We start from the raw sequence: 23,882 nt of genomic DNA, 5'->3' as shown, positions 1-23,882 counted from the left end.
TTTGAATTTCATTTAGTGAATGATGCTAAGCCATAAGTAAAGGCCAACTAATGTAACAAACAGAACAGGAAGCGTCAGTACAATTCCAACCTTAAAGTAATAGCCCCATGTAATTTTCACGCCTTTTTTGGACAGAACGTGAAGCCACAATAAGGTAGCTAAAGATCCTATTGGCGTAATTTTAGGGCCTAGATCAGAACCAATCACATTGGCATATATGAGTGCCTCACGTATTACACCATCGGTGTTCGTTCCCTGGATAGCCAAGGCATCGATCATAACCGTAGGCATATTGTTCATAATGGAAGAGAGGATGGCAGCGATAAAACCTGTACCAATCGTTGCGATAAATAAGCCTTGATCGGCTGTCCATTGAAACACTTTGCCAAGTTCATCTGTAAGACCAACATTACGGAGCCCATAAACCACGACATACATGCCGATGGAAAAGACAACAACTGACCATGGGGCTCCTTTGATGACAGCGCCTGTATGGATAGTTGGACTTCTGCGTGCTGCAAAGATAAAGATGATTGCTGCAATACCAGCTACGATCGATACAGGTATATGGACGAACTCACTTGCAAGGTAAGCAATGAGAAGTACAGCCAAAACAATCCAGGATAGCTTGAACATGCGAATATCTTTTATCGCTTCATGAGGCTGTTTTAGCTGGTTGAGATCATAGCTCTTAGGTATGCTTCTCTTGAAAAAAAGGAACAAAACCAGCAAACTTGCACCAACAGCAAAGAAATTCGGAATAATCATCCGACTTGCATACTCGGCAAATCCAATGTCAAAGAAATCAGAAGAGACGATGTTGACTAAGTTACTGACTACGAGCGGTAAGGAAGCCGTATCGGATATAAATCCGCTTGCCATAATAAATGGCAGAATCATACGATCATCAAATTTCAAGGCCCTGACCATAGCAAGTACAATCGGAGTAAGAATGAGTGCAGCACCATCATTTGCGAAAAATGCAGCAACAGCAGCGCCTAGCAATACGACGAAGGTGAACATGAGGTAACTGTTCCCTTTTGCAAAGCGTGCCATATGGAGTGCTGACCACTCAAAGAATCCGATTTCATCGAGAATGAGTGAGATCAGGATGACTGCGACAAAGGCTAAAGTAGCGTTCCAGACAATGCCGGTTACGTCCCATACGTCCTTAAAATCTACAACACCAAAGAGTAAGGCGAGTATTGCACCGCCAACGGCAGAATAACCGATATTCAGACCTTTAGGCTGCCAAATAACGAAAATCAAGGTGATAAGAAATATGACGGATGCGATAGCTAACATGATTCCTCCTAAAAGCATTATTCATAATATCTACTGTAGAAACATGGTCCTTAATTGCAGCAATCGGGACTTAGCTTCTTAAGTTCTTCTTTCATGGATGGGAGCACATTTAAGATGCCATGTAGATAAGGTTTATCCTCCGTGCTCAAAGAATAGTAGATCCATTGCGCGCGTCTTGTCTCATTAACCAAACCGCCAACTTTTAATTTTTTTAAATGCTGACTTATATTAGGTTGTGTCGTTTCAAGTATCGTTACGATATCGCATACGCACATTTCTTGCTCCTTGAGCAGTGCAAGGATAGTAAGACGAGTCTTGTCAGACAATAACTTCATTGTCTCGGCAAGATTGTCTATCGAATGAATCATGTAATCACTCCTTTAAAGCATTGTATTGTTTTAATAGGTCAAGAACGTTCTGTTTTATTTCATCTCTTGCTAAGCGAACATTTTCAATCTTAGGTGTGATTCCCAGTAGTGGATCTTGGATATTCCACAATACATTACGAGTGCCAAAAGGAACAACAGGGCACTTTTCTTTGATCTCCTCACATAGCTTTACAACAATGGTTGATGCAATAAAGGTCTTCATATCAATCTTTTTTGAGTGGTGGCTGTTCAAGTCAATACCAACCTCGTTCATGACAGAATGCGTTAGTAGATGTATTTCAGAGGGATGCAATCCAGCGCTGTTAATAATCACATCTTCTCTCGCCATACCTTTGGCATAAGCTTCAGCAATCTGACTTCGACAACGATTTTCACCACATAAAAAGTAAATACGAAGTGAGGGTTTCAAATAATATCACACCTTTCAATGTTTATTATACACAGTTGATTATATAAGTAAAGTGTTATATAAGTGTTAACGAATATGAAGAAAAGAGTCAAAATTTAACTTGTAAAATACAAGTAAATGATGTATAAATGAAACAGGGGGAATAAAAAATGAACAACCCACGAGAACTACTACAAATCCTAGCAAGGCAATTTGGCCTGTTGAACAAAAACTGTTGCCAGATCAGCGGTCTGGATATATCACTTATTCACAGTCATATCTTATATGAAATTGGTCGTCAGAGTTTGCCTTCCATGCAAAAGGTAGCAGAGACGCTTGGTGTGGATATTACGACCTTTAGTCGGCAGATTCAATCCTTAATTAAGATGAACTTAGTGAAGAAGAGTGCTTCTCCTGAAGATGGCAGAGTATATCTGTTATCCCTGACAACCGAAGGGAAGTTTGTGGCGGGCTCAATTGAAAAAATGATGAACGATTATTTAGACGAAGTTTTTTCCTTCATGAATGAATTTGAGAAGGATTCCGTCATCAGATCCTTACAATTACTAAACACAAGCATGCAAAAATCAAAAATGTGCTGCACACCTATGGGGTAATGCGAATTACTCCTTATCTTTTAATTTTATACTTGTAAAATGCAAATAATTTTAATGACTAAGGAGATATTATGAACGAAGTATATGATGTAATTGTTATTGGGGCAGGGCAAGCTGGTCTTGCTGCAGGTTATCATTTGAAGAAAAATGGACTTCATTATGCCATTTTAGAAGCAAATCCCGAACCAACTGGTTCTTGGCCACAATACTACGACAACCTGAGGTTATTTTCACCTGCGAGCTATTCCTCATTGCCAGGGATGCCATTCCCATTAAAAGCTGATATCTACCCGACAAGGGATGAAGTCATCTCCTATTTAAAAATGTATGCCAAGCACAATAGCTTTCCGATCCATTTTAATGTTCGGGTGGATCGAGTGAAAAAAAACGAGTTTTTCTACTTGCATACAACAGAGGGTGAGGTATACAGAACTAAAAACATCATTTGCGCTACAGGTTCATTTAATCAGCCATTCGTTCCAAAACTGGAGGGAGGTGAAGACTTTAAAGGGACAATCATTCATTCTTCTCAGTACCGGAAACCAGATGCCTACCGTAACCAGCGAGTTATCGTAGTGGGCAGAGGTAATTCAGCTGTGCAGATAGGCGCTGAGATCAGCGAAGGGGCTTCGCTTACTACTCTTGCAGTACTTCAGCCTGTTCAATTAGTACCTCAAAGATTTCTTGGGAAAGACGTTCATTTTTGGATGAAGATTATAGGGTACGATGCTTTTCCTTTTTGGCGGTTCGGAGTGACGGTAGGTAGTCCGGGCGGAGCCATTGATGTAGGTGGATTCAAAAATAAGTTAAGAGAGGGTCAACTTCAACAGAAAGGCATGTTTAGAAAGTTCTATTCGGAAGGGGTCATTTGGTCGGATGGAACGAAAGAAAAAGTGGACAGTATCATTTTTGCCACAGGCTTTAAACCCATTATTCCATATCTTCAAGGAGTTGAGGGAGCACTAGATGATCGAGGGTATGCCGTTCAAAAAGGAGGTTTAAGCAGCACGGTACCTGGATTATATTATCTAGGATTATCCGGTCAACGTTCCTTTGCTTCAGCAACAATTCGAGGTGTAGGTTCTGATGCTAAATATGTGGTAAAGCATCTTAAAGAAGGGGGCTTGGTTAGAGCCCTACGTATCAAACTGTAATCAAATTCGAGGAGGAGTTAAAATGAAAAATCAATTACCTGTAGCTATTATTGGAGGAGGGCCTGTGGCTTTGGCTGCGGCAGCTCAATTAATAAAAAGAAAAATTCCGTTTCTTTTGTTGGAGCAGGGAACATCGGTTGGAGCTTCTGTATTGGAATGGAGCCACATCCGAATGTTTTCTCCATGGGAATTCAACATCGATTCTGCGGCAGCAGAGCTTCTTGCTGAAACAGGATGGATAGCACCTCCTAAAGAGGAGTTGCCAACCGGAAAACAATTATTTGATCATTATTTGTATCCATTATCCGAACTCAGCAAATTAAAGCAGAGCATTAGAACGGAGGCGCGTGTTTTAGCCATTCACCGACAGGGTTTTGATAAAATGAAAACGACTGGTAGGGAGAATGTACCTTTTGAAGTCGTGTATGAAAGTAATAATATTGTCTATCGTGTGGAAGCTTCTGCCGTAATTGATGCTACAGGGACATGGAAATCACCAAATCCAATTGGAGCTAGCGGGGATTATGCAGCTCAAGAGGCCGATTACAGCTCACATATTCATTATGGTATTCCAGATATTAAAGGTGCACATGCAATTCGTTACATGGGTAAAACAGTAGCTGTCGTCGGTAGCGGACACTCAGCCATCCATGCGATTCTATTGCTGCATGAGCTGAAGCTCCAAAATTCTGCAACGACTATTCATTGGGTTTTAAGAAAACAATCCATTGAGGAGGCTTTTGGAGGCGGTGAGCTTGATGGACTGCCCGCTAGAGGAGAACTTGGATCACGTGCGGCAAAACTTGTGAAAGAAGGTTTAATTAATGTCCATACACCATTTTATATCAATGGTCTTGAACAAGAGGGTGAGAAGTTAAACCTAATTGGAACCGGTGCTTCGATTAATGGAGTGGATGAGGTTATTGCAGCTACGGGTGCAAGACCGAATTTCTCATTCATCAGAGAGCTTCGATATGCAGTGGATTCATCCATTGAATGCGTACCGAAGCTGGCAGATCTTATTGATCCTAACATTCATAGCTGTGGTACAGTCAGGCCGCATGGAGAAACAGAACTCAGTCAGCCGGAGCAAAATTTTTATATCGTAGGGGCTAAGAGCTACGGACGCGCACCTACATTTTTACTTGCGACGGGTTATGAACAAGTCAGAAGCGTTGTAGCAGCTTTAGCAGGAGACTTGGTATCGGCACGGGAAGTGAAGCTCCATTTGCCAGAAACGGGAGTTTGTAGTGTTTCCCGACCAAAGACGGCGTTAAAAGTTACAAGTTCTTCGTGCTGTGGACCGGTCGTTGGATGAGAATAAAATCAAATAAAATTATAAACACAGAGACAAAAGTTAAACTAGTTGCCGCTATAACGGCTGTTTGTCTGCTTGGAGATACGATGCTTTATGTAGTACTTCCTATCTTTGGTCAGTAATTTGGCATTCAGTCGTTATGGCAAGTGGGTGTATTGCTTTCTATGAATCGATTCGTTTGAATCCCAATTCACCCGCTTATTGGTTGGTTTAAGTATCAAATTAAAATGGGTAAAATCATCTCAATTGTACTCAAGGTAACGTCTACATTTTGTTATGGAAAGGAAAAATCTGCTTTGCTTTCTGTTATATCCGTATTATTTCATCATTCTTAAAGCAGATAGGGGAACACACCTTTATAGTCTATAGCGTAATGTTGCTTTGACTATAATATGTGTTTACTCATCTCTCCCCTGGTTAGAGGGTTCTTTACTTTGAGTTTTGATTGATGCAAGGGTTGACCCTTTGGGCACCGTAATAAAATGAGCTTTGGAGATCCCTATTCGTTGGGACGTATAGATTCCGGTATGGCCGGCGAACAAATAGCTAACGATACAAGCAATGAACATAAAGATCGCACCGTTCGAGCCAAATAATTCAATTTCCATTAAAAAACAAGCTATGGGGGTGTTAGTTGCACCACAAAATACGGCAATAAAACCTAATGCGGCTAAAAATGGACCATACAAATGTAAGAAGCCGGCCAAAGCGTTGCCTAATGTTGCCCCGATTGCAAATAAAGGAGTCACCTCTCCACCTTGAAAACCAGCTCCCAATGTTAGCGAAGTAAAGATTAATTTCCACAGGAAAGCAAAAGGAGAAACATCTTCTTCGAATGAGTCTTGAATGAGAGGGACCCCTAGTCCTAAATAAACGCGTGTTCCTAGCATGTTCTTTAGTTTAATGCAATGAGAACAATTAATAACAAGAAAGAAAGATTTAATACGATTAATCCAACTAGAACAACATAAACAATGGACTTGGTCGGCCTAAAGGTTCCTTGGTTTATCTCCTTCTGTGTCCTTAAATAGTTCTTAGTGGCAATAATAAGGATTAGGCAAGCAAGTAAGATTGATCCGATACCTATGGATACCGCAGTCATGTTCTCCCATCGTACACTTAAATATTCCCTGAAAATAACTCCTGCAGCTAAGAACCCTAGTCCAACAACCGTAATGGCGGTTCTCACCCAAGCGAGGTAGGTTCGTTCATTCGCCAAGTGCTGTTGCGTATATTGAAATTCATTCACTGTATCTTTCTCCATAATCCACCGTTTATTATTTTTTGTAATGACCTCTAATTTAGATTATCGGTCATTAGGTATTTCAGTTTCGGATCGTATACTTGATGTACGCTAATTTGGCATGACAACTATACGCTAATTTCAATCTGCTGTGGTGATACCTGCATTTTCAGTTTTCTAAATATCGGTATAATGTAGTTTTGCTAATTCCTGTTTCTTCCTTAATTTGAGCAAGACTAAATTTTTGGCTTTGATACATAATAATAGCACGTTTCACGTTATCATCCGCTTTACGGGGACGACCAGGCTTCATCCCCTTTTTTTTAGCCTCATACAATCCTTTTTTAGTGTACTCACTAATGATGTCGCTTTGAAAATTAAGCAAATAATTTACGCTGTCTTGAAATGAGTAATTAGATGCAGATGAATGATTTGTATTTATTCCTTCGCCAACGGAATAAAGATAAGCTTGTTTTTCATTTAATTGATTTAATAATTCTGCAAGATGCCGCGTGGAATCGGCAAATGAGGAAAGCTTCGAAACGGCGATTGTATCTCCTGTTTGAAGCTGATTTATCATTGTTTCTAACATTACTCTTTTTTTAGGAGACGAATGTTCTTCAGTGAAGTAATGATCACATTTTAAGTCATTCAAAATCTCAAACTGGATTTTACAACTTAAATCATCTTGATAAGGTCTCATATAGCCAATTAACATAAGATGTTCTCCTAACTGCCAAAGCCATTTTTATATCATACTTTTAAACGGACTAAAAAGGTTCCTTTTTGGTCTCTTTGATGGTAAAATGAATTTGCCTAATATGGAACCAGACTTTTATGAGAGTTAAAAGTCACAATAAAAAAATAAGGAGTGAAAGTAAACGTGATTGAAAGAATTAAAAGGGAATGGTTCTCCAACATAAAGGGCGATGTGCTTGCCGGAATTGTTGTAGCCTTGGCACTCATTCCTGAAGCGATTGCCTTTTCAATTATTGCCGGTGTCGATCCCATGGTTGGTCTATATGCCTCTTTTAGTATCGCAGTTATTATAGCATTTGTAGGCGGGCGTCCAGGTATGATTTCTGCCGCTACTGGTGCAATGGCTCTACTCATGGTCCCACTAGTTAAAGAACATGGATTACAATATTTATTGGCCGCAACTATACTCACTGGAATCATACAGCTTATTTTTGGGATATTCAAGATTGCAAAGGTAATGAAGTTTATACCACGAGCGGTTATGATCGGATTTGTTAACGCACTCGCAATTCTGATATTTATGGCGCAGGTTCCTCATTTTGTAGGGATATCAACTTTGACATATGTATTTGTCGCTATTACTTTGTTTATTGTATATGTATTGCCTCGATTTTTCAAAGCCATACCATCTCCTCTGATCGCTATCGTTGCCCTTACAGCGGTAGTTATCTGGGGAGACTTAAATTTAGGTACGGTTGGGGATTTGGGGGAAATCACTCAATCTCTGCCTTCCTTCTTCATTCCGGACATTCCGTTTAACCTTGAGACGTTACAAATCATCTTTCCTTATTCAATTGCTTTAGCGATTGTCGGATTATTAGAAACGTTGCTTACATCCTCTATCGTTGATGATATGTCAGGAACAGAAAGCAATAAGAACAGAGAATCCAGAGGACAAGGTATCGCGAATATTATCACGGGCTTCTTTGGTGGCATGGCTGGATGTGCCATGATCGGGCAGTCAGTGATCAACGTCAAATCTGGAGGCCGCGGCAGATTATCCACTTTGGTTGCAGGACTGTTCTTAATATTCCTGATTCTTGTATTGGGCGGATTAGTTGTACAAATACCGATGCCTGTTTTAGTTGGGATTATGATCATGGTATCCATTGGCACGTTTGATTGGTCGTCATTTTCATACTTGCGTAAAGCCCCTAAGACAGACGCCATTGTTATGTTGACTACTGTAATTATAGTTGTCGCAACGCATGACCTCTCCAAAGGAGTTATAGCTGGTGTCATTCTCGCGGCTGTCTTCTTTGTAGCGAAAATCTCAAAGCTAGAGGTTCGACAACGACAGGCCAATAAAGAGGTAATATTTGATGTAACGGGTCAATTGTTTTTTGCCTCTGTAGAAGGATTTATAAAAGCCTTTAACTTTAATGTTACTGATACGAATATTGTTATTGATTTCTCCAATGCACATATCTGGGACGATTCCGGCGTAGGCGCAGTAGATAAAGTAGTTATCAAATATCGTGAAAACAATAATCATGTCACGATTAAAGGACTAAATGCATCAAGTAAAAAAATTATAGATAAATTAGCGGTATACCACGACGCAAATGCACAATTAAAAGCACACTAATGAAGGGGAGAGATGAGGATGTATCAACGTATCTTATTAGCTGCTGATGGATCGAAAAACTCTATTCGGGCAGCCCAGGAAGCTGCGAATATTGCATCATTAATTCCAGATTCCATCGTTGAAATCCTATTCGTGGCGGACATGTCTAAAATAAAAAGTGAAGTTCTTCATTCTCAAAACCATGAAGAATTAGAGTTGAAACGAAATCAAAAGTTGATTCCTGTTAAAGAACTGCTTTCCGCTAAAAATGTGAATCATCAAATGAAGATCATTACCGGCGACCCAGGTCCGGTAATTGTAGAATATGCAAATAATGAAAAAGTGGATTTGGTCATTATAGGTAGCCGAGGGCTAAATGCTTTGCAAGAATTTGTTATGGGTAGCGTCAGTCATAAAGTTGTTAAGAGAGTACAGTGTCCAGTTATCGTTGTTAAATAATTATAGAAGTAGATCATCAGCACTCCTATTATTTTTCACAGGGGTGCTGATTTTTTTTGCAAACTGCATTGTCTCCAGTATAAATGTCACTTTTAGACATGCAAAGGATCATCTTTAATAAAGTGAATATTCATGACTAGGCTGCAAGCAAGCCTTTTTTGTATTTGTGTATAACAGTGTCATACATTTCTGACCATATTATATTCGCTTGCATGAGGTGGACTATACGGCCTCGGCTAGCTGGTAGTAAATCTATGTGATTTGCGGTGATTCGTATATCATTCGGCTAACATGATGGGTTTTTCGGATCGTATCTAGCAACGTCCGATTTCTACATTTCAATTGCTTTCGAGTCGCTTCACATAAGCATAATAGCCGATTCGAGAGACATGGAGAGCCTGGCACATCTTTACAATCCGCAATCAGTTTATTACTTATGTAGCTTACGTATTTCCTCATCATCTGCTTTAAGATTTCGATTTCCGCTGTCAGGTAGTGATGATTCACCGTCTTGTTTATACAACTTTAACCAGTTATTAACCGTCGTATTGTGCACGCTTAGTTCCTTGGTCGTTTCAGAAGCGGGTAATTCTTCAGTCAAAATACGTACGACCACCTGGTCCTTAAATGCCTTGCGAATTTCTTCCGTTGCTCCGTATAAACCCTCCATAATTTATTTTAGAGGCTTCTTCCTGTCCATCTATTCAGAGCAAGGTCATTATCAAATTCTAGCATATTTTGTCGTTTGTTATAAGTTAGCGGGCTCGTGATGATTAGCATTGCCGAGAACTATTAGGTGTCTATCAAAAGAAAAGAACGTAAAAAAGATATTTTTGGGAGGTTGTTTTTCGTTGCAGTTGCCCTTTTACCCATACAAAACCGACATTAAAATTAATGATCTGTCCTTGAACAATCTTTCTTTCATGATTTGCTCCTTTGATGAATGATATGAAAAGACTAATGATCGAGAGCTCATTAACCTATATAACTTGATTAAGTCGAAATTCAGATTCGATTGTTTGATCTATTTTGCCTTAAATGGGCTTTATAGATTCAATGAAAAAGAAGGAATGAATATTTATAATAAAAACTAATAATAATCACGTATATGAGATGTTTTGGGATTTGAATATTTTCAGTTTTCATGACGATATATGTCAGTGGAAAAATGATTATATAGCTTGATTATTAGCTTAATTACTATGCGAGTGGAGAGGGGGGGATGAGAAAGTTTCGTTCTTTCGTGTGAGATTTAAATTTATAAATAAATCTTATATAACATACATAGAGCAATAATCAAACTGTCCAATCGTGTATGATTATCGAGGATGTGGAAGGAATTAGGCGTTCTTGTTGAGTGAGTATCCCCCTGCCAACGAGAATGGTAAATATACGGAATTATCACGCAATTCGGGAAATGACCTGCCAGGGAATAGATGTTAGCCTTATTAGGTGTTCAAAAATAAATGTAGAGGATGTGGAAAAGTTTGTGGAAATATTTGTCTATTTTATTTACGATGTCTATGCTGTTGTTAGCGGCTTGTGGAAGCAATAACGAGGGGGCAACGGATACGCTGGCTCAAGCACAGCAGCAGGGGTACATAACTGTAGGCTTCGCGAATGAGAAGCCGTATGCCTACAAAAACGAAAGCGGCGAATTAACGGGGGAAGCAGTTGAGATTGCTCGAATAATTTTGAAACGGTTGGAGATCGATGAACTGAGGGGAGAATTGACGGAGTTTACTTCGTTGATTGCTGGCCTGCAAGCCAAACGATTTGACTTGATTACTGCTGGAATGTTCATTAAAGAGGATCGCTGCGAGGCTGTATTGTTTGCTGATCCGGAATACAGTATCGGGGAAGGACTCGCTGTGAAAACTGGCAATCCGCTAGGGCTTATTAGCTACCGATCCATTGCTGAGCATGCCGATGCTAAGGTTGCGGTCATGGCCGGAGCAGTCGAGGTGGATTATTTGAAGGCTTCCGGAATACCGGAAAATCGCATGCTTATCGTACCGGACCAAGATGCAGCGATTAGTGCCCTACAATCGGGACGTGCCGATGCGATGACAATGACAGGTCCTGCGTTGCAATCCCGTTTGGAAGCAGCGAACGACAACATGTTGGAACGAGTTATGGATTTTGAGCAGCCTACTGTGGATGGCGAGAGCATTCGCGGTTATGGTGCAACCGCTTTTCGCTTTGGGGACGAAGCATTCCAAGCCGCATACAATGCTGAGCTTAATAAAATGAAAGAATCCGGTGAGCTGCTGGAAATATTAAGCCAATTCGGTTTCACGGAACAAGAGCTTCCACAGGATACTACTGCTGCTCAGCTCTGTAAATCTTGAGATGAACGCGCCATGGTTGGAATGGCTTCCTTTATTGCTTGACGGAACGCTAATTACTCTGCAGGTAGCCGCGTTGTCGTCAATCGTATCGTTAATTCTCGCGGCGGCGGCTGGACTTGCATGCTCGTCCCGTCACACCATCATTAGAGGCGTAGCTAACGTGTACGTTGAAGTATTTAGGGCTTGTTCGTTACTCGTTCTATTGTTTTGGGTCTATTTTGCACTACCGTTTCTTGATATTGAGCTTTCTAAGTTAACAGCGGCCGTGCTTGCGATCGGTTTGAATATTGGCGCATATGGATCGGAGATCGTTAGAAGCTCGATTGCAGCCGTGCCAAAGGGACAGTACGAAGCCGGAGTAGCGCTGAATTTATCAGGAAGCATGCGTATGTTTCGAATTATTTTGCCTCAAGCTGTTACGAGGATGGTGCCGCCGTTCGCAAATTTGATGATTGAATTGTTAAAGGCGACTTCACTTGTCTATTTTATAACACTGTCGGATCTTACGTTTGAAGCCATGATCATTCGGAATAATTACTATACCTGGACGCCACAAATATTCGGTTTGCTTTTACTCATCTATTTTGTATTATCCGCGTTTATTTCCTTTTCGGCCCGCTTGCTTGAACGCAAGCTTACGGTTTGGAGGTGAAACGTGAATTGTGGAAATGGGATTATGTCATTGAATTGCTTCCGAAGCTGTTAAATGCCTTTTTGGTTACACTGGGCGCTACGCTACTGGGGTTCTTAATTTCAATTTTAATCGGTTTAGTTTTTGCACTTGCTGGACGTTCGGCTTATAGACCGATTAGATGGACCATTCGCTCCATTGTTGAATTTATCCGAAGCACGCCGCTGCTCGTTCAAGTTTTCTTTCTTTATTACAGCGTACCGATGCTGACGGGACTCGCGATGTCTGCATTTGTAACAGGTGTTTTCGCTTTAGGACTTCATTATGGAACTTATATGTCCGAGGTATTTCGTTCCGGCATCGATGCTGTACCGCGCGGACAATGGGAAGCATCAACAGCCCTCCATTTATCAAAGCGCAAGACGTGGCTGTCCGTTATATTGCCGCAAGCGCTGCCTCCCATCATCCCAATGATGGGCAACTATTTGATTGTTATATTTAAAGAGACGCCAACCTTGTCAGCCATCACGCTTGTAGAACTGCTGCTGACCGCAAAAAGCGAGGCATCTGTCTCCTACCGCGTATTTGAACCATATACTGTTGTCGGTCTGTTGTTTTTAATCGTTAGTTTGATCTTTTCATACGGTATACGCCAGCTGGAAAAACGAATGCTTCGGCACGAGCATCCAGGGGGAGGAGAAAAACGATGAACGCACAGCTAGAAAGAAGCATCATGCCCGAAGAGGAAAAATCACCTGGAGATGGTCGATTGATCGAATTAACAAGAACTTCGCAAACGAATCCAATGGTTCGTTATCAGTCCATACAGAAAAGTTTCGGGGATCTGCAAGTTATTAAAGGAATTGACTTGGATATATTTCCGGGAGAAAAAATTGCGCTTATTGGACCTAGCGGTTCCGGCAAGACAACGCTTGGCAGGATGCTGATGACGCTAGAGGAGCCATCTTCAGGGACGATTACAATTGAAGATGAACCATTATGGCAAATGGAACTAAAGGGGAAGCTGGTTCGGGCCAATGAAAAGCACCTGCGAAAAATGCGCGGCAAAGTAGGGATGGTCTTTCAGCATTTCAACTTATTCCCTCATTTGACGGTGTTGTGTAATGTGACGATGGCTCCCAGATCTGTACTTGGATTATCAAAGGAAGAGGCTGAGGATCGGGCTGTTATGATGCTTCGCAAGGTCGGATTGGAACAGAAGCTGCATGTATATCCATCTCAGCTCTCCGGTGGGCAAAAGCAACGTGTGGCGATTGCGAGGGCGCTGGTCATGCAGCCGAAGGTGATGGTATTCGACGAGGTAACCTCTGCCCTAGATCCTGAGCTTGTTGGCGAAGTGTTGTCCGTCATCAAAGAAATCGCTCTAGAGGGCCAGATGGCAATGATGCTTATAACGCATGAAATGGAGTTTGCCCGCGAGGTAGCGGATCGTGTTATTTTCGGGGCGGAAGGTCTTATTGTTGAGCAAGGGACTCCGGAAGAACTGTTTAGAAACCCGAAAAGTGAACGTCTGCAAGCATTTTTACAGCGGTTTCTTTAGAAAAGTACATCAGGGCATTTAAACAAAGGGAGGTGAGAAGTTTGAAGCATAATGAAACTGAATGCTTTAGTCTGCGCGCTCCTGACACCAGTGACGGTTCAGTTGTATGGCAGCTCATTAGGGATGCGGGCTCGCTTGATTTAAATTCTCCGTACAGCTATATCATGCTTTGCGATATATTTCGAGATACGTGTGCGGTTGCTTGTAGCGGGACGGATATTCAAGGTTTTATGTCCGGTTACCGGTGTCCTGATAAGGAGGATACGTTGTTCGTTTGGCAGGTAGCCGTAAGCGAGAAATTCAGAGGACGAGGCATTGCGAAGGCAATGCTGCAAGAGCTATTGAACCGTAAGGGAAATGAACATATACGGTACGTCGAAGCAACCATCGCACCTGAAAATATTCCCTCCAGAAGGCTATTTACGGGTCTTGCAGCAGAACACGGAACGGAATGCAAAGTAGCCGAGCACTACGGCAAGCACCTATTCCCAGTAGGGATGAACCATGAGCCAGAGCTGTTGTTTCGTATCGGTCCGCTTCGTAAGCGTAGCCATCATTAATTGATTATACAAGAGAAATAAGGAGGGTATAAGATGAATCAAATGCAGCAGCAAACAGATAAAATGAGTGTATTTGAACAAATGGAGTCGGAGGTTCGCAGCTATTGCCGCAGCTTCCGAACGGTATTTACGAAGGCGAGCAATGCGAAAATGTGGGATGTTAACGGGAAGTGCTATATTGACTTTTTTGCCGGTGCAGGCGCATTGAATTATGGGCATAACGATTCCAATATACGGACGAAGCTGATCGATTACTTGCTGGAGGATGGGATAGCCCATAGCCTAGATATGGCTACAAAGGCAAAAGAAACATTCTTGTTAACATTTAATGAGGTAATCTTGCAACCGAGAGGACTGAATTATAAGGTAATGTTTCCTGGTCCTACCGGAACCAATACGGTGGAGAGCGCATTGAAAACGGCACGTAAAGTGACGGGACGAACGAACGTCATATGCTTTACGAACGCATTTCACGGCATGACACAGGGTTCTTTGTCAGCGACAGGAAATCGTTTCAAGAGAGCAGGGGCTGGATTACACCTTGGGGGTACGACCTTCATGCCTTACGACGGTTACTTTGGTGAATCAATGGATACGTCCTTTATGCTGGAGAAGCTTCTGGATGACCCAGGAAGCGGTATTGATCTTCCAGCAGCGGTTATTTTGGAAACATTGCAGGGCGAAGGAGGACTAAACAGCGCTTCCTCTGAATGGCTACGCAAGGTCGAGCAGATTTGCCGCAAGCATAAAATGCTGCTTATCGTTGACGACGTGCAAATGGGCTGTGGACGCACAGGAACGTTTTTTAGTTTTGAGGATTCAGGCATTAATCCGGATATCGTTTGCTTGTCGAAATCAATTGGCGGTTATGGACTTCCTCTCGCATTGACGCTCATCAAGCCGGAGTATGACATTTGGAGCCCGGGCGAGCATAATGGTACATTCCGTGGCAATAATCTTGGCTTTGTAGCAGCTACAGAGGCACTCCAATATTGGAAGTCCAATGAATTCCAAAAGGATATCAAGCGCAAGTCCGACGTCATACTTGCTTGTTTGAAACGTCTGGCGATGGACTACCCAGATTGGATTAGCGAAGTTAAAGGTAAGGGATTTATAGTAGGGATGGCCTTCCGACAACCAAAGCTAGCGGCGAGACTGTGTGCAGAAGCGTTTGATAATGGTTTAATTATGGAAACCTCAGGACCTTACGATGAGGTGGCAAAGCTCATGCCTCCGCTTACAATTGAGGACGCCGTTTTGAAGCAGGGACTTACGATTATGGAGCAAGCTTTGAAGCAAGTTATAGATACCGAAAATAAAGCAGTAAAGAATACGGCAGTCGCTAAGATTAAGATAAATGCATAAATAAATGAAAGATATATGAATCAATTTCATAATGCATAGTTAAAGAATCGTAGACTAACCGAATGTGAGCATTTTCGTTTTTTAAATTATGCTGCTACTTCTTGTAATTGGCGACTTAGACGATCGCATGCTAACTTTGTGCAATTATAAACCAGCGTTACCAAGTTAAAATGTGCTTTCGCTTTTTGACCTGTTCGATGTCTTACATTGTTCAACTGGAAGAATTCCTTTAGGTAAGCATTCACTCTTTCGACTGCAGATCGTTTTTTAGCGATTTCTTTCCAAAGTTTCGAGCCTCGAGCCGGAGCACTATACTTTCTAAGATCAATTGTGATCTTCATCTTGTAAACCTTCTGGCAAAGTGAATCATGCGTTAATGGACAGCTCTCACATTCTTTCGGTCGTACGTATTTGAGCGTTTCATATTTCGAGTCGTAGCTGTCGTAACGATACGAATGCTCTCTCACACAGGTAGGGGCGAAGTGTTCGTCAAACCCGACAAGTTCGGGTTCTCGCCGACGGTTATAAGCGATAACGGCATGAGCCTTCGCTTCTCGCACTTGCTTATATATGGGCTCATAATCGTAACCTGCATCCATCGCTGCATAGTTGAAATGGAAATTTGGATGCTGCAAAGCAATCCCTTTTAGGAGCGGAATCGCGGCTTTACCATCATTCAAGTTCCCAGAAGAGAGCATGGCTCCAAGGATATATTGACTCTTGGTTCCGACTGCAAGATGACCTTTATAGCCATACCAAAAGACGTTTTTCCCATCACTATTTTTCTTGATTCCCCACTGCGGGTGAAGAGGCATTTCATCCCTTAGAACATGGAACGTCTCGCTGAGTTGTGCAGCGATTTCTTTCTCGAAGATTGGCTTTTGTTTCTCTTCTTCTTGTTTTTGTTCGAGCCAAGCTTCACGTTCGGCTTTTGATTTTCGACCACGCTTTTTAGGTTTGGGTTTTTCCTTTTCTTGCTTTGCAGGCGCTTGATCCCGAGCCTCGATATGAGTTGCATCTATGGCAACGGTATCGTCCGTAATGAATGATTCTGCCATGGCTTGCTTTAACAACTGGTCTTGCATTTCTTCTAGCGCATAGCTTTGGCTCATCTTGCGCACCAGCCTGGAATAGGAAGATGCAGAAGGAATGGCTTCTGAAAGCATAAAGCCACAATCCAAGCGGAATAGGATGTCATGCTGAAGACGCTTTATTAAATCTTTGATCGTAGGAATACGTTCAACGATTCTAACGATTAAGGAATAGACCATCGCCCTGTAATTCACTTCAACGGGAGCGCCATAAAGAGATGTTTTTCTGACCAAGCGCAAGATAGGCGTAATATCGATGGTAGAGAAAATCTCAAGGAAACGATCTTTTTGTTCCATTTCATAAAGCTCTTGCAGGGTAAATAAGCTCTCGTGTCGTATATATGGCATAGGGAGTTCTCCTCGTCTCTTTCGGTATGGTGTGGTTACTTTACCTATTCGAGATTTGGGGAGGTACTCCTTTTTCTATGCCTTAAGAAGCTAGTCCTAGCAAGGCTTTATTATTATGAAATTGATTCATATATGTACAAAATAGGAAGGTGATAGAGTATGATCGTAAAACATTTGGTTGATGTTATTCGTACAAAGGACGATATCGATACACCGACATGGAATTCGCGGCGTTTGCTGCTCAAAAAGGATGGAATGGGATTCTCGATGCACGATACGCTGATTAAAGCCGGAACTGAAACGCTTATTTGGTACCGTAACCATGTGGAAGCCGTGTATTGCATCGAAGGTGAAGGAGAAATAGAGGTCGTCGGTGGTGTTATTTATCCGATCGAGGCAGGAACACTGTACGCATTGGACGGTAATGAGAAGCATTTGCTGCGGGCAAAGAGCCAAATGCGAATGGTATGTGTGTTTAATCCACCGCTTACGGGCAATGAAGTGCACGATGCGGACGGTGTTTATCCTTTAGTTGAAATCCAAAAGACCCAATAAATATATTAGGGAGTGAAGGTTATGAATCCTATTTTGAAATCAGACCAGTTAGAGAAACAATTGTTAGCGGATAAGTATCCATCCAGAGTAACTGATGTACCCGTTATAATGAAACGTGAAGACCCGGTGATTTATTCTGAATGGACGGAGCAAAGTCCTTTGACCACGGAGCAATTGGATTTCTACGAACAAAACGGTTTTTTGGTTCTAGATCAATTCTTCTCAGCGGAGGAAATTACTGAATGGCGGTCGGAATTGAAAAAGCTTGGTGACATTTATCGTAAGGAAGAGGCGGAGCACGTAATTTTAGAGCCGGAAAGTAGAGAAGTACGTTCAATCTTCGCCATTCATGATCATAATGAATGTTTCAAAAAGCTGGCCGAGCATCCGCGACTCGTAAAAATAGCAAACTACTTACTAGGGTCGGACATTTATGTTCACCAATCACGCATTAATTTCAAGCCGGGCTTTACGGGCAAAGAGTTTTATTGGCATTCGGATTTCGAGACATGGCATGTGGAAGATGGAATGCCGGCAATGCGGGCGTTCAGCTGTTCTATAGCGCTAGAGGATAACTATCATCATAATGGACCGTTAATGGTTATTCCCGGTTCACATAAGAAATTTATATCTTGTATCGGTAAGACGCCGGACAATCATTTTAAGCAATCGCTTCGCCGGCAGGAATACGGAGTTCCAGATCCGGATAGTCTGGAAATGCTGCGCAAGGAAGGTGGCATTCATACGGCATTAGGCTCTGCGGGCTCTATTATCTTGTTCGATTGCAATACGATGCATGGTTCGAACAGCAACATTACACCGGATCCGCGCAGTAATGTATTCCTTGTGTACAACAGCAAGGAAAATAAGCTTCAAAAGCCGTATTCCGGACAAAGTCCGCGACCGTTATACATCGCAGCGCGTGAATAAGTAATGAGCCCGTTATTGCTTATTAGTTCAATTGCTATTATTAATATAACCTACGTATCGTTGTTTACGCTGCGCCTAATATTTCTAATAAAAGGGAGAAGAGGCGCAGCCTCTCTCCTTGCAATGGTTGAAGTGTTCATTTATTTAGCCGGGTTGAATCTTGTTCTACAAAATCTTTCCAATCCTATTAATATGGTAGCCTACTGCCTTGGCTTCGGAGCAGGCGTCTATCTGGGGAGCCGAATCGAAGAGTATATGGCGCTAGGCTATTCCGTCGTGCAGGTCATCGCCGATTCCGTAGAGACTACGCTGCCGGACAAGCTAAGAAGTTACGGGTATGGCGTGACGTCTTGGCTAGCAGACGGCAAGGATGGCAAGCGGCTCGTAATGCAAGTGCTCGTCAAGCGAAGTAATGAGAAGCGACTCATGGATAGTATTGCAGCAGATGCTCCGCGTGCGTTCGTGATTTCTCACGAGCCAAGACATTTTAAAGGCGGATTTTGGACGAAAATGATTGAAAGGTAGCTAGGTCATGCTTTCTTCTTGGCTATGATAAATTTTAATGTTGATATTTGGCCGTAAGAAAACCGCCTTTGTGAAAAGGCGGTTTATTGTGGTATCCTTCCCAATAGATCAATTGGTTGGGGATATAAATTGGAAGACACCAATCAAGACCAGTAAAACCACAAGAACAATTATAAAAGTTAAGCTAAACCTCAATTTGGTTGCAACACCATTAAAGCGGTCCTTCCTTTTTTTCAAGCGCTCGTTATGAGTGGTGAGTTGAGCGAGAATCAAAAGGAGAAGATTGTTTGAGCTCAGGAATGCACAGGCTAATCTATTCTCTTCATGAATGATCCCAGCATGCTTTTGAAAAATAGAAGATGTAACACAAGGCCAATTCCAAAAGCTCCTAATGAAAGCAATGATTCTCCTGATACGGCTAAAATATAGCTTTTTGCAGGCCAATATGTCGGAATCCAAATCCCCAAATACGACCAGGGAAACGGTGTGAAGGCAGCTATAATAGGTCCTGCAAAGAGCAAGCCGCTTATTTTGGATAAGGCTAAGCCTTCTACCTTATTGGCGGCATAGGCTGCTAAAAATAAAGCCAGGCAGGGAGCCTCTATTGTGAGCAGAAGTACAGAATAGAGGCTCTCTATTCGTATCGAGGTAATGCCGGAGCATATAAAAAACAAGCTGGATAAACCAAATGTCAAAAGGCAAGGCCAAAATAGTCGGTATGCAAAATAGCCTCTTCGGGTAAGAGGAGTAACAGCATAATAGGAAATCATGTTTTCATCGCGTTCATCCAGCATGAGCAATCCGGCGAACGTACCTGAAAGAAGCGGTATTGTAAGCAGGAGAAAGGTTGCAATAAAATCAGAATATAGGAATATCGAAAATGCATATTGTTGTTCGATCCAAGACGAAAGGGGCGGGACGATGAAACGTGCAAAAACAATAACGGCTATTGGCCCTAACAAGCTGGCCATTAGCAGTGGATCATTCCAAATTTGCCGGGCATCATTTCTCATCAGCGCCTTCAGCTTTTTAATCATCCTTCTCCGCTCCCCATGTTTAGTAAGATGTTCTGATTGAAGGAATACTGCGCCCAGAAAAAAACAACAGCATTGCCAATGGATAAAATGATAACTCCATAAATAGCCTCACCAACCGCTATTTGCTGAAGCATCGATTTTAGAAGCAGCAGAGAGCCCTCTGTTGGGAAGATTAAATACATAAACCTGGGTCCTATATCAAAAAAATCAAGCAAAGGTAATGCAAACGGCAGTGCATATAGCTGTGAAAGGAGAATAAAGCCGTTAATGGATTGGGAACGGACAACTACGCCGATAGAAAGCAACGTGAAAAAACTTGAAGTCAGCATGACGGCAAATGTAAATAAAAAGGGGGAAGAAGGCATACCTAGAGCAAAAATATGAATAACCCATGCCGAGAGGACCGAGATAATTGATAATGAGATCGATTTAGCGATCAGGTATTCCCTTAAACGAATCGGCGTTACAAACAGACTGTCATGTATGCCCTGATCCTTCTCCAGCAATACAATGCCTCCCGCTAGGATTAGTCCGAGCGCGCTCGGGTCAGAGAAGGTAAGCAGGAGTGCGGCCGTTTCTTTGTAATGCACAGGAATAGAGTGGAGTAGAATAAGATAGATTGTACAAACCAATAGATAGACGAAATAAAACCCATGCCGCCACTGGAAGCGAATATCGTATAATATCGTCATCAGCATTCTCATTGTAAGAGTCTCCCTGTTATATCGATGAATATTTGCTCAAGCGATGCTTCCAATGAATGTATGGTTTCGATCTGTTCGTTGCGGAGAAGATTTAGAAAGGATGGATCATCAGCCAACCCAATCATTGAAAAATGTGCACTTAAACGTTCTTGCTCCTTTAAATAGTCAACTCGAATTTGTTTCTGTCCAAAGCGCAGCTTTAGTTCACGGGGGGAATCAATGAGCTTGATATGACCGTCGACGATGAAAGCGACACGATCGCAAAGCTCCTCTGCGGCCACCATGTTATGCGTTGTAATAACGATGGTTGTACCGGATGCTTTTTTCTCTATTATTATATCCTTCATTCGTTTGGCATTTACGGGATCAAGACCGGAAGTAGGCTCATCAAGAAATAAGACACTAGGACGATGAAGCAAGGAACGGCAAAAATTAAGCCTCATTTTCATTCCTTTAGAAAGCTGTGACACCTTCATATGGGCTGCCTCCTCAAGTCCAACCAGCTCCAGTAGTCGCATAGGTTCCTCTGTAGCGCCGGCATATAAGGAGCGGAAGACATTTAAATTCTCAAGAGCTGTAAATTTGCTGTAGAAGTTTGGAAATTCAAATGCAACACCAATGCGTTCATAGTAATCTGGGGTAGTATTCTTTATTTCATTTCCAAGAACCTGTACACTGCCCGTGTAATTTTTGAGGGCACCAATAAGTATTTTTTGGGTAGTGCTCTTTCCAGCGCCTGATGGTCCTAAAAACCCGAACACTTCCCCTTCTGCAATAGAAAAACTTAAATCATTTAGAACTGTATTTGTTGATGCTGGGTACGCATATTTCAGATGGTTGACATTAATAATCACTGAGTTTCCCCCTTAGTCTCTTTTAGCGACCATGCCTTCTGAGATCAAGTCCAGTAAAAATGAAAGGGTGTCGTTATAAATATCCGTTCCGATCTCCGGCTTATGTAAAGTAAGTAGTACCAAAGATCTAATCAAACTGACAATTAGTTCAGGACGCGTGTGTACTAGAATTCCAGCTGCTTGCCAAGAATGAATAACGGGCATTAGCGCATCGGTATCCTCTGAAAAATTACGCTTTAGTAGTTCCGGGGGGAGCTTTCGGACAAGCTGAGCAAACTCACCATCCAAATACATCTGACGGATTAAGGGGTTTTCGTCTAATAAACGTAATGCCTCAAGCAGAAATTGTTTAATATCTTCTTTTGTTACCGTTGATATCTCCTTTACCGTGGCAAGGATCTGATTGCGTATTGCAGCTTCTTCCTCAAGCAGGATGTGATAGAGGAGCTCTTCTTTAGAACCGTAGAACATATAGAAGGAGCCTTGCGCAATTCCGGAGGCTTTGGTTAGGTCCTCTACACTCGTTTTTTTTAGACCAACTGACTCGAAGCGTCGTTTGCCTTCCTCAAATAGTTTTTTTCGTATCCATTGTTTTTCATTTTCATTGAATTTTTTAGGCATAAAGGATTAGTCCTTTCATTTAATGACTTTGTGAATAATTTTATTTTAAATTCATAATAATTGTTTGAAAAGGTAAGTGTCAAGAGTGCAGGTGTGTTCTATATTCCAAACCATTTTTGCAGAAAATATTCGGGATATCGATGTGTACCGCCTTTTTACCAAGATTACTCCTAAGTTCGGAAATATCTCTGTACCTTATTCGATGTTGAAAAATAATGGGACATGCGATAAAAACATATTTAGAAAGTCTTGATTAGCTCCACCTTTATCCTTTATTGGGTGAACGTCTTGCAGCTAGTTGGATAGGGGGAATCATTGATATTTTGACGGTCATCGCCACTATTTTTGGAGTAGCAAACGTCGTAACCGTGTTGTTCCTCATCTCGGCAAGTACAGGTTTGGATAAAGGAATTAAAATTATGAGCAACACAAACCTGATTATAGCTGTTATATTAATGCTTTTCGTATGGGTAACAGGGCCGACTTCCTTTATGAGGACCGAGTTCGTTACCTAAAAGGGCTCAGGCCCATCCGCTAAACGCTATCGGTCTCCACACCTTGGATGGGTATAACTAAGGAATGTAAGGGCATTGACCCGTTGAGTTATGGGAGGGTGAACCTCCAGAGATCATGTGGAGTATGCGTGCAGTAGAGATAGCCAAGGGAATATTTCCTGAGTATACCTCTATTTCCGCATGCCCCAGCCAACCACTTCAATTCGCAGCAACTGCGTTTTTATCTGAGATGGACTTGATCCAAGGGTAGGATCTGAAGAAGCCTTCCAGAGTAGCTCTATGCAAGGTTCATTTTTTAAATTAGGTCCTCTGTTTTATGATTAAGTAAACCATAAAACATTATTCTGCTTAATTCCTCGAGCATACGTGTATTGGTACTTACTTCTTTAAAAATAGGTGTGAGCTTAATCTCCTTAAGAAGTCTAAAATAGACAAGTATAGTATTAGAAGACAAATCACGATCGATATAGCCCTCGTTTTTCCCAGTCTCGATGAATCGCATTAATTCTGGCAAAACATCCTCAAACATATCTTCAACCATTTGTTTCCATTCATTATCATTAGAAAGCAGCTCTTCAAGAATTTCTTTATTCCATTTACCTGTCCACTCTTCGCCGTCAAACATTAATCTTTTTACTTTCTCAAGAAACGGAAGGTCACTTTGCATTAGCTCAATTTGCCTGCGCCATTCTTCTTCTAAAAAGTAAATCATGACTCCTTTGACAAGCGCATCCTTGGTGCCAAAATAATTATAAATCGTTACAGGCGATACACGAGCCTTCTTTGCAATTTCAGCAAGGCTAACTTTCGCAATGCCGTGACTAGCGAATAAATCGAGCGCGGCAAGCTGTATGGCCTTTCTTTTGTTTTCTGTACGCTGCCGGTAACCATCCATTCTATTCACCTCGTCTTAAGCATATCTTACGTTTTGAATGATTACAACGGATTATATTCAAAAACATATTGATATTGTAGTCATTCAGTAATATTATGAATAATATATATAATTTTAATTCAAAACAGTCAAAGGGGTTG

The 23,882-nt window shown here is 41.7% G+C and carries 27 protein-coding genes and 1 pseudogene; 15 read left to right on the top strand and 13 right to left on the bottom strand.

The features are described 5' to 3' along the window. Positions 1–12 precede the first annotated feature (12 nt). Genes MHI37_RS31025 through MHI37_RS31015 form a run of 3 tightly spaced genes read right to left on the bottom strand, consistent with a single transcriptional unit; the run spans position 13 to position 2,103 of the window. Positions 13–1,305: an arsenic transporter gene (locus MHI37_RS31025; RefSeq protein WP_076339304.1), complete on the bottom strand. Its 1,293-nt coding sequence runs from the start codon at positions 1,303–1,305 to the stop codon at positions 13–15. 50 nt (positions 1,306–1,355) lie between these two features. Next, a complete protein-coding gene (locus tag MHI37_RS31020; protein WP_179090308.1) occupies positions 1,356–1,673 on the bottom strand; it encodes a metalloregulator ArsR/SmtB family transcription factor in 318 nt (105 codons plus the stop codon). A 4-nt stretch (positions 1,674–1,677) separates the two neighbouring features. Continuing rightward, positions 1,678–2,103 (bottom strand): arsenate reductase ArsC, encoded by a 426-nt coding sequence (locus tag MHI37_RS31015; RefSeq protein WP_076339305.1) that lies wholly within the window; start codon positions 2,101–2,103, stop codon positions 1,678–1,680. A gap of 149 nt (positions 2,104–2,252) precedes the next feature. On the opposite strand from MHI37_RS31015, the gene MHI37_RS31010 reads away from it, so the two are divergent. The 3 genes from MHI37_RS31010 (at position 2,253) to MHI37_RS31000 (ending at position 5,171) form a co-directional block, all read left to right on the top strand. Further along, positions 2,253–2,699: a MarR family winged helix-turn-helix transcriptional regulator gene (locus MHI37_RS31010; RefSeq protein ID WP_076339306.1), complete on the top strand. Its 447-nt coding sequence runs from the start codon at positions 2,253–2,255 to the stop codon at positions 2,697–2,699. Between the two features lie 71 nt (positions 2,700–2,770). Continuing rightward, positions 2,771–3,853, top strand: coding sequence for an NAD(P)/FAD-dependent oxidoreductase (locus MHI37_RS31005; protein WP_076339307.1), 1,083 nt, complete (start codon positions 2,771–2,773; stop codon positions 3,851–3,853). A 22-nt stretch (positions 3,854–3,875) separates the two neighbouring features. Next, positions 3,876–5,171 carry an NAD(P)-binding domain-containing protein gene (locus MHI37_RS31000; RefSeq protein ID WP_076339308.1) on the top strand — a complete coding sequence of 432 codons (1,296 nt, stop codon included), beginning with the start codon at positions 3,876–3,878 and terminating at the stop codon, positions 5,169–5,171. Between the two features lie 398 nt (positions 5,172–5,569). Here MHI37_RS31000 and MHI37_RS30995 read toward each other — a convergent pair. The 3 genes and pseudogenes from MHI37_RS30995 to MHI37_RS30985 form a co-directional block, all read right to left on the bottom strand. Beyond that, positions 5,570–6,061 (bottom strand): annotated as a pseudogene (locus MHI37_RS30995) (chloride channel protein); the annotation flags it as partial. A gap of 5 nt (positions 6,062–6,066) precedes the next feature. Next, positions 6,067–6,420: a DUF202 domain-containing protein gene (locus MHI37_RS30990; RefSeq protein ID WP_256710682.1), complete on the bottom strand. Its 354-nt coding sequence runs from the start codon at positions 6,418–6,420 to the stop codon at positions 6,067–6,069. A 163-nt stretch (positions 6,421–6,583) separates the two neighbouring features. Beyond that, positions 6,584–7,132 (bottom strand): recombinase family protein, encoded by a 549-nt coding sequence (locus MHI37_RS30985; protein ID WP_076339310.1) that lies wholly within the window; start codon positions 7,130–7,132, stop codon positions 6,584–6,586. A 165-nt stretch (positions 7,133–7,297) separates the two neighbouring features. Here MHI37_RS30985 and MHI37_RS30980 point away from each other — a divergent pair, with 165 nt between their 5' ends. Next, the gene (locus MHI37_RS30980; RefSeq protein ID WP_076339311.1) at positions 7,298–8,761 is read left to right on the top strand and encodes a SulP family inorganic anion transporter; all 1,464 of its coding nucleotides are present in this window, start codon (positions 7,298–7,300) and stop codon (positions 8,759–8,761) included. A gap of 18 nt (positions 8,762–8,779) precedes the next feature. Next, a complete protein-coding gene (locus MHI37_RS30975) occupies positions 8,780–9,199 on the top strand; it encodes a universal stress protein (protein ID WP_076339312.1) in 420 nt (139 codons plus the stop codon). 430 nt (positions 9,200–9,629) lie between these two features. Here MHI37_RS30975 and MHI37_RS30970 read toward each other — a convergent pair whose 3' ends face one another. Continuing rightward, positions 9,630–9,869: a transposase gene (locus MHI37_RS30970; protein ID WP_076339313.1), complete on the bottom strand. Its 240-nt coding sequence runs from the start codon at positions 9,867–9,869 to the stop codon at positions 9,630–9,632. Between the two features lie 817 nt (positions 9,870–10,686). Here MHI37_RS30970 and ehuB point away from each other — a divergent pair. The 6 genes from ehuB to ectB all read left to right on the top strand — a co-directional run bounded on the left by ehuB (position 10,687) and on the right by ectB (position 15,667). Continuing rightward, positions 10,687–11,550, top strand: coding sequence for an ectoine/hydroxyectoine ABC transporter substrate-binding protein EhuB (gene ehuB / locus MHI37_RS30965; protein ID WP_256710683.1), 864 nt, complete (start codon positions 10,687–10,689; stop codon positions 11,548–11,550). A gap of 16 nt (positions 11,551–11,566) precedes the next feature. Continuing rightward, positions 11,567–12,202 (top strand): ectoine/hydroxyectoine ABC transporter permease subunit EhuC, encoded by a 636-nt coding sequence (gene ehuC / locus MHI37_RS30960; RefSeq protein WP_306010686.1) that lies wholly within the window; start codon positions 11,567–11,569, stop codon positions 12,200–12,202. Positions 12,203–12,210: 8 nt separating this feature from the next. After that, positions 12,211–12,891, top strand: coding sequence for an ectoine/hydroxyectoine ABC transporter permease subunit EhuD (gene ehuD / locus MHI37_RS30955; protein ID WP_076339316.1), 681 nt, complete (start codon positions 12,211–12,213; stop codon positions 12,889–12,891). Between the two features lie 95 nt (positions 12,892–12,986). Beyond that, positions 12,987–13,742 carry an ectoine/hydroxyectoine ABC transporter ATP-binding protein EhuA gene (ehuA, locus tag MHI37_RS30950; protein WP_179090309.1) on the top strand — a complete coding sequence of 252 codons (756 nt, stop codon included), beginning with the start codon at positions 12,987–12,989 and terminating at the stop codon, positions 13,740–13,742. Positions 13,743–13,783: 41 nt separating this feature from the next. Continuing rightward, positions 13,784–14,302: a diaminobutyrate acetyltransferase gene (gene ectA / locus MHI37_RS30945; protein ID WP_076339318.1), complete on the top strand. Its 519-nt coding sequence runs from the start codon at positions 13,784–13,786 to the stop codon at positions 14,300–14,302. A gap of 33 nt (positions 14,303–14,335) precedes the next feature. Continuing rightward, positions 14,336–15,667, top strand: coding sequence for a diaminobutyrate--2-oxoglutarate transaminase (gene ectB / locus MHI37_RS30940; protein WP_076339319.1), 1,332 nt, complete (start codon positions 14,336–14,338; stop codon positions 15,665–15,667). An 86-nt stretch (positions 15,668–15,753) separates the two neighbouring features. Here ectB and MHI37_RS30935 read toward each other — a convergent pair whose 3' ends face one another. After that, positions 15,754–17,106 carry an IS5/IS1182 family transposase gene (locus MHI37_RS30935; RefSeq protein ID WP_076340185.1) on the bottom strand — a complete coding sequence of 451 codons (1,353 nt, stop codon included), beginning with the start codon at positions 17,104–17,106 and terminating at the stop codon, positions 15,754–15,756. A 159-nt stretch (positions 17,107–17,265) separates the two neighbouring features. On the opposite strand from MHI37_RS30935, the gene MHI37_RS30930 reads away from it, so the two are divergent. From MHI37_RS30930 to MHI37_RS30920, 3 genes are read left to right on the top strand one after another with little or no spacing between them, the layout of a single operon-like run. Then, complete coding sequence (locus tag MHI37_RS30930; RefSeq protein WP_076338419.1) at positions 17,266–17,661, top strand: ectoine synthase; 396 nt, start codon at positions 17,266–17,268, stop codon at positions 17,659–17,661. 21 nt (positions 17,662–17,682) lie between these two features. Then, a complete protein-coding gene (gene thpD / locus MHI37_RS30925) occupies positions 17,683–18,591 on the top strand; it encodes an ectoine hydroxylase (protein WP_076338418.1) in 909 nt (302 codons plus the stop codon). A 3-nt stretch (positions 18,592–18,594) separates the two neighbouring features. Continuing rightward, the gene (locus tag MHI37_RS30920; RefSeq protein ID WP_076338417.1) at positions 18,595–19,116 is read left to right on the top strand and encodes a DUF2179 domain-containing protein; all 522 of its coding nucleotides are present in this window, start codon (positions 18,595–18,597) and stop codon (positions 19,114–19,116) included. Between the two features lie 308 nt (positions 19,117–19,424). Here MHI37_RS30920 and MHI37_RS30915 read toward each other — a convergent pair whose 3' ends face one another. The 4 genes from MHI37_RS30915 to MHI37_RS30900 are packed head-to-tail and all read right to left on the bottom strand — an operon-like array spanning position 19,425 to position 22,332. Continuing rightward, positions 19,425–20,153 carry a hypothetical protein gene (locus MHI37_RS30915; protein WP_076338416.1) on the bottom strand — a complete coding sequence of 243 codons (729 nt, stop codon included), beginning with the start codon at positions 20,151–20,153 and terminating at the stop codon, positions 19,425–19,427. Continuing rightward, positions 20,150–20,857, bottom strand: coding sequence for an ABC transporter permease (locus tag MHI37_RS30910; protein WP_076338415.1), 708 nt, complete (start codon positions 20,855–20,857; stop codon positions 20,150–20,152). Before MHI37_RS30910 ends, MHI37_RS30915 begins: the two co-directional genes overlap by 4 nt. After that, positions 20,854–21,708, bottom strand: coding sequence for an ABC transporter ATP-binding protein (locus MHI37_RS30905; protein ID WP_076338421.1), 855 nt, complete (start codon positions 21,706–21,708; stop codon positions 20,854–20,856). The genes MHI37_RS30910 and MHI37_RS30905 overlap by 4 nt, the downstream gene beginning before the upstream one ends. Positions 21,709–21,723: 15 nt before the next feature. Next, the gene (locus tag MHI37_RS30900) at positions 21,724–22,332 is read right to left on the bottom strand and encodes a TetR/AcrR family transcriptional regulator (RefSeq protein ID WP_076338414.1); all 609 of its coding nucleotides are present in this window, start codon (positions 22,330–22,332) and stop codon (positions 21,724–21,726) included. A gap of 419 nt (positions 22,333–22,751) precedes the next feature. On the opposite strand from MHI37_RS30900, the gene MHI37_RS30895 reads away from it, so the two are divergent. After that, on the top strand, positions 22,752–22,847 hold the full coding sequence (locus MHI37_RS30895; protein ID WP_342556567.1) for a hypothetical protein: 96 nt from the start codon (positions 22,752–22,754) through the stop codon (positions 22,845–22,847). A 295-nt stretch (positions 22,848–23,142) separates the two neighbouring features. Here MHI37_RS30895 and MHI37_RS30890 read toward each other — a convergent pair whose 3' ends face one another. Further along, positions 23,143–23,742, bottom strand: a complete 600-nt coding sequence (locus MHI37_RS30890) for a TetR/AcrR family transcriptional regulator (RefSeq protein ID WP_076338412.1) — start codon at positions 23,740–23,742, stop codon at positions 23,143–23,145. Positions 23,743–23,882: the final 140 nt, after the last annotated feature.

The sequence above is a fragment of the Paenibacillus sp. FSL H8-0548 genome (assembly GCF_038630985.1).
Lineage (GTDB): Bacteria > Bacillota > Bacilli > Paenibacillales > Paenibacillaceae > Pristimantibacillus.
Note: the sequence above shows the minus strand (reverse complement) of the source record. Positions and strands in the feature narration are given on the sequence as shown.

What these genes read in the sequence shown, in the direction of transcription:
- MHI37_RS31025 (WP_076339304.1), bottom strand. Translation starts at nt 1,305, where the DNA reads ATGTTAGCTATCGCATCCGTCATATTTCTTATCACCTTGATTTTCGTT.
- MHI37_RS31020 (WP_179090308.1), bottom strand. Translation starts at nt 1,673, where the DNA reads ATGATTCATTCGATAGACAATCTTGCCGAGACAATGAAGTTATTGTCT.
- MHI37_RS31010 (WP_076339306.1), top strand. Translation starts at nt 2,253, where the DNA reads ATGAACAACCCACGAGAACTACTACAAATCCTAGCAAGGCAATTTGGC.
- MHI37_RS31005 (WP_076339307.1), top strand. Translation starts at nt 2,771, where the DNA reads ATGAACGAAGTATATGATGTAATTGTTATTGGGGCAGGGCAAGCTGGT.
- MHI37_RS31000 (WP_076339308.1), top strand. Translation starts at nt 3,876, where the DNA reads ATGAAAAATCAATTACCTGTAGCTATTATTGGAGGAGGGCCTGTGGCT.
- MHI37_RS30985 (WP_076339310.1), bottom strand. Translation starts at nt 7,132, where the DNA reads ATGTTAATTGGCTATATGAGACCTTATCAAGATGATTTAAGTTGTAAA.
- MHI37_RS30975 (WP_076339312.1), top strand. Translation starts at nt 8,780, where the DNA reads ATGTATCAACGTATCTTATTAGCTGCTGATGGATCGAAAAACTCTATT.
- MHI37_RS30970 (WP_076339313.1), bottom strand. Translation starts at nt 9,869, where the DNA reads ATGGAGGGTTTATACGGAGCAACGGAAGAAATTCGCAAGGCATTTAAG.
- ehuA (WP_179090309.1), top strand. Translation starts at nt 12,987, where the DNA reads ATGGTTCGTTATCAGTCCATACAGAAAAGTTTCGGGGATCTGCAAGTT.
- ectB (WP_076339319.1), top strand. Translation starts at nt 14,336, where the DNA reads ATGAATCAAATGCAGCAGCAAACAGATAAAATGAGTGTATTTGAACAA.
- MHI37_RS30935 (WP_076340185.1), bottom strand. Translation starts at nt 17,106, where the DNA reads ATGCCATATATACGACACGAGAGCTTATTTACCCTGCAAGAGCTTTAT.
- MHI37_RS30930 (WP_076338419.1), top strand. Translation starts at nt 17,266, where the DNA reads ATGATCGTAAAACATTTGGTTGATGTTATTCGTACAAAGGACGATATC.
- thpD (WP_076338418.1), top strand. Translation starts at nt 17,683, where the DNA reads ATGAATCCTATTTTGAAATCAGACCAGTTAGAGAAACAATTGTTAGCG.
- MHI37_RS30920 (WP_076338417.1), top strand. Translation starts at nt 18,595, where the DNA reads ATGAGCCCGTTATTGCTTATTAGTTCAATTGCTATTATTAATATAACC.
- MHI37_RS30915 (WP_076338416.1), bottom strand. Translation starts at nt 20,153, where the DNA reads ATGATTAAAAAGCTGAAGGCGCTGATGAGAAATGATGCCCGGCAAATT.
- MHI37_RS30910 (WP_076338415.1), bottom strand. Translation starts at nt 20,857, where the DNA reads ATGAGAATGCTGATGACGATATTATACGATATTCGCTTCCAGTGGCGG.
- MHI37_RS30900 (WP_076338414.1), bottom strand. Translation starts at nt 22,332, where the DNA reads ATGCCTAAAAAATTCAATGAAAATGAAAAACAATGGATACGAAAAAAA.
- MHI37_RS30895 (WP_342556567.1), top strand. Translation starts at nt 22,752, where the DNA reads ATGAGCAACACAAACCTGATTATAGCTGTTATATTAATGCTTTTCGTA.
- MHI37_RS30890 (WP_076338412.1), bottom strand. Translation starts at nt 23,742, where the DNA reads ATGGATGGTTACCGGCAGCGTACAGAAAACAAAAGAAAGGCCATACAG.